This window comes from Plantactinospora alkalitolerans (assembly GCF_015690345.1).
Taxonomy (GTDB): Bacteria; Actinomycetota; Actinomycetes; order Mycobacteriales; family Micromonosporaceae; genus Plantactinospora; species Plantactinospora alkalitolerans.
The window spans coordinates 1-5451 of sequence record NZ_JADPUN010000433.1 but is presented as its reverse complement, the minus strand read 5'-3'; the positions used below and the strand labels follow the sequence as shown (position 1 = coordinate 5451).

The 5451-nt window shown below is 72.0% G+C and carries 4 protein-coding genes and 2 pseudogenes; 2 read left to right on the top strand and 4 right to left on the bottom strand.

All coding sequences use genetic code 11. The features are described from left to right. Positions 1-75: 75 nt before the first annotated feature. Both I0C86_RS42355 and I0C86_RS42350 read left to right on the top strand, forming a co-directional pair. Positions 76-789: pseudogene (locus I0C86_RS42355) on the top strand (transposase); the annotation flags it as partial. 281 nt (positions 790-1070) lie between these two features. Then, the gene (locus tag I0C86_RS42350) at positions 1071-2282 is read left to right on the top strand and encodes an ABC transporter substrate-binding protein (RefSeq protein ID WP_196206949.1); all 1212 of its coding nucleotides are present in this window, start codon (positions 1071-1073) and stop codon (positions 2280-2282) included. Positions 2283-2561: 279 nt separating this feature from the next. Here the strand turns inward: I0C86_RS42350 and I0C86_RS42345 are convergent, their stop codons facing one another. The 4 genes and pseudogenes from I0C86_RS42345 to I0C86_RS42330 all read right to left on the bottom strand — a co-directional run. After that, positions 2562-3149, bottom strand: a complete 588-nt coding sequence (locus I0C86_RS42345; RefSeq protein ID WP_196206948.1) for a GTP-binding protein — start codon at positions 3147-3149, stop codon at positions 2562-2564. Between the two features lies 1 nt (position 3150). Next, positions 3151-3528 carry a DUF742 domain-containing protein gene (locus I0C86_RS42340; RefSeq protein ID WP_192772060.1) on the bottom strand — a complete coding sequence of 126 codons (378 nt, stop codon included), beginning with the start codon at positions 3526-3528 and terminating at the stop codon, positions 3151-3153. 106 nt (positions 3529-3634) lie between these two features. Then, positions 3635-4039 (bottom strand): roadblock/LC7 domain-containing protein, encoded by a 405-nt coding sequence (locus I0C86_RS42335; protein ID WP_130465005.1) that lies wholly within the window; start codon positions 4037-4039, stop codon positions 3635-3637. Then, positions 4036-5451 (bottom strand): annotated as a pseudogene (locus I0C86_RS42330) (ATPase); the annotation flags it as partial. The pseudogene I0C86_RS42330 and the gene I0C86_RS42335, both read right to left, overlap by 4 nt.

Here is a 5451-nt window from a genome sequence, read left to right as displayed (position 1 = left end):
GGATCGCCCCGCGTCCCGACGACATCGGCGTGATCCCGGGCGGCCGGGCCGGCCCCGTCGGCGTACTCGACCTATCACGGCGGCCAACCGACCAACCGGGACGCACCGGTCAGTCCGGCTCCCACCGACGGGCGGGTGACCCCGCCGTGGCAGGCGGACGACCTGCCGCCGGAGCCACCGACGCTGCGACTGGTCGAGCCGCCCCCGCTCGCCGACCGGGCGCTACACAACGGCCTGCCCGCCGACAACCCACCGCTGCGGCTGGTGGAGCAGGGCAACGCTGCCCCGCCGGAGCCGGCTCCGCTGCCCCGCCGCAATGTCGAGGCCAGCGCGCCTCCGGTCTCCGACGAGGGCGACGGCGACCTGCTGATCTTCGCGGCGGCCCGGTCCGCCTGGTTCACCGGCCACTCCGACGAGGAGGAGGCCGCCGAGGTGGAGTGGTCCTCGACGGCCGACACCGGATGGCGGGCCGCCGAGCAGGCAGCCCGCCCGTCGGTGGGCGCCTCGACCGGAGCCGGCCTGCCCAAGCGGGTGCCCCAGGCAAATCTGGTGCCGGGTTCTCCACTGCGCGACGAGCGGCCACTACGGATCGTCCGGGACGCGGCACGGATCGCCGAACACACCACCGGCTACTTCCGGGGCTGGCGACGCGGCCAGGAGATCGGCGGCTACGCCGTCGGCGGCCGTCCGGGCCGGGAGGCCGCCGGTGGCTGGGACTTCAGCCGGGATCCGGACGAACGGGCCGAGAACCTGGATTACGAGTACCGCTCCGCGGGCTATCGCTCCTGACGGGCCCACGCCCGACTGTCGCGCTCGTCGAGGCAACCGGCACCCCCACGGGGTGGCTGGGCGCCTCGGCGGGCGCGATGACGCGTTCCCGGACGGGCGTCCACCACGCCGGGCCGTTCGGTCGAAACTAGTCAGTTGACCGGCCGGTCAGCATCAAATGCCTCCTGACCTGCGTGTTCCTCACCACAGCGCGCAGAGTTGACGACGGACCACGCCGCCCGCGACCATACCGGCGGAACCGTAGGCAACGCCCGTGAGCAGGGCATGAAGGATGGCGACGGATGGCCGTACCGACAGTCGAGGCGTGGACGCTGAGTCGACGTGGCCTCCTGGCGGCGGCGGCCACCACCCTGCTGGCCGCGTGCGGCCGGGAAGAGGAGCGGACCGGACCCTCCGGCTCCGACGCCAGGGAACTGGTGGTCGGCGCGAGCCTCGAACTCAGCGGGGTCGGCAAGGCCCTGGGTGCGCAACAGGAGCGCGCGTTGCGGATCACGACCGACATCCTCAACGAGGGGGGCGTGCCGGTCGGCAACCTCCGCCGCAACATCCGGCTCGTCGTACGGGACAACGCCAGCGACCCGCGTCTCGCCGCCCAGCACACCACCGAGCTCGCCACCCGCGACAACGTGCACGCGCTGATCGGGGGCTGCCTCGCCGAGACCTCGCTGGCGATCGCCCCCGTCGCACAGCAGCAGCATCTGCCGTTCATCTCGTTCGCCGCCGCCGACAACATCACCCTTCCGCTGTCCCAGCGGACCTTCATCTTCAAGCTGACCCCGGACGCCCGTGACGTGGCCCGAGCGCTGGCCCAGCTCATTCGCACGCAGCGGCACGAACGGGTCGGGCTGCTGGTAGCGAGTGGCCCCCACGGAGATTCGGGCGTACGGGCCGTCACAGCGGCCCTGAAGGGTGTGAACAGCGACCTCGTCCGGTCCGTCCGACTGCCCCGCGCCGAGGACGCCGACCTCGGCCCCGCCGCGGAACGGATCGCCGCGAAGAATCCCGATGCGGTGGTCGTCTGGGCGACCGCGCCCTTCTCCGGTGCCGCCGCCCGGGCCCTGCGGAAGGCCGACTACACCGGACCGATCCTGTTCGACCCCGGCGCCGTCGCCGAGGAGACCCTCTCCGAGAAGAACACCCCGGCGGTCGAGGGGGCGTACGCCGTGCACCCGATCTCGCTGGGCGGCTCGTCACTGACGAACACCACCACCGCCGGGCTGGCCCGTCGGGACTTCGTCTACCGCTACGTCCACGAGCACGGCTCGTTCAGCGGATTCGCCCCGTACGCCTCGGACGCGGTGCAGCTCGTCGTCAACGCCGCCCGGCTCGCCAAGAGTGTCGACCGGGGGCGGCTGCGGGCCTATCTGGGCAACCAGATCACCGAGGGCATCGCCGGGGCGTACTCGTTCGCACCGATCCGGCACGGCGGGATGGACGCGGATTCACTCGGCATCTTCACGGTGTCCTCGGGTGCCTGGAGCCGGGTCTCCTGACCGCCTGCTCCAGCCCGCCCCACCGGGACCGGAGACCCGTTCGGAGCCGGCCGGGGCGGGCCAGCCCCACGGCCGTACGTTCCGATCGTCGCGGGCTCCGGGCAGCCGTACGGGTACCACGGAGCACGGGCCGGCGGTAGGTGGCCGCCGCGGGCCGGGGCCGGCTTCGGCCGCCCGTCGGGATCGGGGCAGCCGGCAGCGCGACATGAGCCGACGGCATCGTCAGACAGGAACGACACCGACGAGCGGCGTGCTCCCGCCGACCGACGTACGCGTCGGTCAGGCGGGGGCGACGGCGCGGGAACGCCGCATCGTCAGCACGTACTCGACCAGCGAGATCAGCACGTGCTTGGTCGACTCCCGGTTCCGGGCATCGCAGGCGACGACCGGAACGTCACTGGAGATGGCCAGCGCGTCCCGCACATCCTGCGGGTCGTGATACTGCATACCGTCGAAGCAGTTGATCGCCACGAGGTACGGCAGCCGCCGATGCTCGAAGAAGTCGATAGCCGCGAAGCAGTCGGCCAACCGGCGGGTGTCCACGAGGACCACCGCCCCGATCGCCCCTCGCACCAGTTCGTCCCACATGAACCAGAATCGCGTCTGGCCCGGCGTACCGAACAGGTACAGGATCAGGTCCCGGTCGATCGAGATTCGACCGAAGTCCATGGCGACCGTGGTGGGCGTCTTTCCCGGCACCTGGCGCGTGTCATCGACACCTACGCCAGCCGACGTCATGATCGCTTCGGTGGTCAGCGGCGTGATCTCCGAGACCGAGCCGACCAGCGTCGTCTTGCCGACGCCAAAGCCACCGGCGATGACGATCTTCGCCGATGTCACGCGCCCGGCCGTTGGGCGGTGCGACATGTCAGAGCCTGCGAAGTCCACTCAGCACCCTCTCCAGCAGTTCAGTGCCCACCGCGTCGTTTGAGTCGTCCAGAATTGTCGGTTCGTGCACCGCCACCATGCCATCGGCAGCCATGTCGGCGATAAGGACCCGAGCCACTCCGAGCGGCAACTGCATCCGCGCCGCGATCTCCGCGAGCGACTGCAGCCGACCATCACACAGCGCGGCGATGTATTGATGCTCCCGGCCCTGGCCGCCATTGCCGTTCCCAGCGGACCGACCGCGCACCGTCGTTTCGACGAGCGCTTCCAGGGCAATGTCGAGCCTCGGCCTCGTACGACCGCGGGTGACGGCGTATGGCCGTACCAGCGCGCCGGTCGGCTCGTCGCGTTCGGCCATCATCGCCGTTCACCCCCTTCTCGCCGTGCCCGAGAGTCAAACCCTGGAGTTCGTCATTGTTCCATTGTCGTCGCACCGGCTGTCGTCTGGCGTCAGCCGGGTACCACTAGCTGAGCATTCCCGCGGCGGCCCGGGTCGGCGGCGTCAACGCGTCACCCACCCGATCGACGAGGAGTGCCATTTCGTACCCCACCTGTCCGACGTCACAGCTGCGGGCGGCGAGGACCGCGAACGACGATCCGTCCGAGATGGACATCAGGAACAGGAAACCATTGTCCATCTCGACCACTGTCTGCAACACGGCGCCACCCTCGAAGCAGCGTGCCGCCCCCTGGGTGAGGCTGACCAGGCCGGACGCGATCGCGGCGAGCTGATCCGCCCGGTCGCGCGGAAGGTCTCGTGACGACGCCAGGAGCAGACCGTCCGCGGAGACGGCGATCGCGTGAGCGACGCCGGGCACACGATCGGCGAAGTTGGCCAGCAGCCAACCGAGATCCTGCGTAGATGTCATCCTTCATGCTCCTTCTGGCCGCTAGCGGCCGCGGGGCCCACATCGGCCTGCGGGGATTGCTGCCCTGCCGGAGTCGCCTCCGGGTTGGTCGACTGGTCGTCTGTGGGGTTCGTGCGGCCACGCTGCACTCCACGGTGGTACGCGGACAGGAGCCCACGTACCGCCTCCGGGGTACGACGCTGCGCCGAAATGGCTGGCTTCTCCACGGCTCCGGGCACCAACTGGGCCATCGGCACCCGCTTGGGAAGGCCGGTCTGAGTCGTTTCGGTGGCAGCCGGTGCCGTGGCGGCCGTCGTGGCTGCCATGGCCGCCCGCCAGCCGTCGTCGGCGGCCGTACGCCAGCCTCCCGACGGCTCGCTCGGCCGCCCGCCGCCGTTGCCACCGGCCGGAGACCCACCCATGCCGGCCGGGCCGGCGGGCGGTTGCTGGCCGACGGACACCGGGTTGTTCACCATTGCCGCGTTACTCGTCGGTGAGGGTGCGGTCTGGACCGTCTCGGGGACAGCGGTGTCCACCGCGGCGGCCCGAGGCGCCGCCTGGGTGGCCGTGGTGGCGCCCTGCGGACGCACCCCGGCCTCCTCCGGCGTACGCCGCGTCCGGAACCAGGCCGACTCCAGCTCGCGGAAGATCGGCAGTTCCATGGTCTCGTCGGCGAACTTCGGCCGAGCCTCCACGTTGGCCGGAGCCTCGGCGGCCGGTCGGGCCATCCGGGGCAGCTCGGCGGTCATGTCCAACGCGGCGGCCAGCCGCTCGGGAACCGGTGGTGCGGCGGCCTCCCGGTCCGGCGTGTTCACCGGCGGCCACGCCGGCGGTGCTCCGGCCGCGGGAGCCGGCGTGGGCGTGGCGGGCTGAGCGGGTGGGGCAGGTGGTGGGAACTGCGCCGGCGGCGGGAACTGCGCCGGCGGCGGGACGGCCGCCGGAGCCGGGGGGCCACCGAACGGGGACGCCCCCGGAGTGCGGAACGGGGAGGTCGACGCGGGCGGCGCCGAAACCGGTGGTACCGGTGGGGCGGACACCGGACGTGGTGCGTTGAACCCGCCGGGCTGGGATTCCGGGGTGGTCGGCCGCTGCCGGGGGATGGTGAAGCCCGACATCGTGTCGTTCGGCCCCAGCGCCTCGGTGTCCTGCTCCGAGGCCCGCCGCTGCGGCAGCGGCTCGATGTCGTGCCCGTTGGGGGTCCGCGGGGTGAACGGGTCACCGCCGTGAAGTCCGGCCCGCGCCCCGGTCAGATCGGACCAGGCCGGCATTCCCCGCACCTCGCCGGGCGGAGGGCCCTGATGTCCGTTGCCGCCGTTGGTGGCCGGACTGAACGGCCGCCCCGTCGGCGCGGTGTCGTGACCGGCGCCGCGCGGTGCCGGCGCGGACGGACCGCTCTCCAGGGCGAGCGGGGCGCCGAACGCCGGGCGTTGAAC

Bases quoted from the DNA above. Each gene is read 5' to 3' on its own strand.
- I0C86_RS42350 (WP_196206949.1), top strand. From the start codon at position 1,071: ATGGCCGTACCGACAGTCGAGGCGTGGACGCTGAGTCGACGTGGCCTC.
- I0C86_RS42335 (WP_130465005.1), bottom strand. From the start codon at position 4,039: ATGACATCTACGCAGGATCTCGGTTGGCTGCTGGCCAACTTCGCCGAT.
- I0C86_RS42345 (WP_196206948.1), bottom strand. From the start codon at position 3,149: ATGTCGCACCGCCCAACGGCCGGGCGCGTGACATCGGCGAAGATCGTC.
- I0C86_RS42340 (WP_192772060.1), bottom strand. From the start codon at position 3,528: ATGGCCGAACGCGACGAGCCGACCGGCGCGCTGGTACGGCCATACGCC.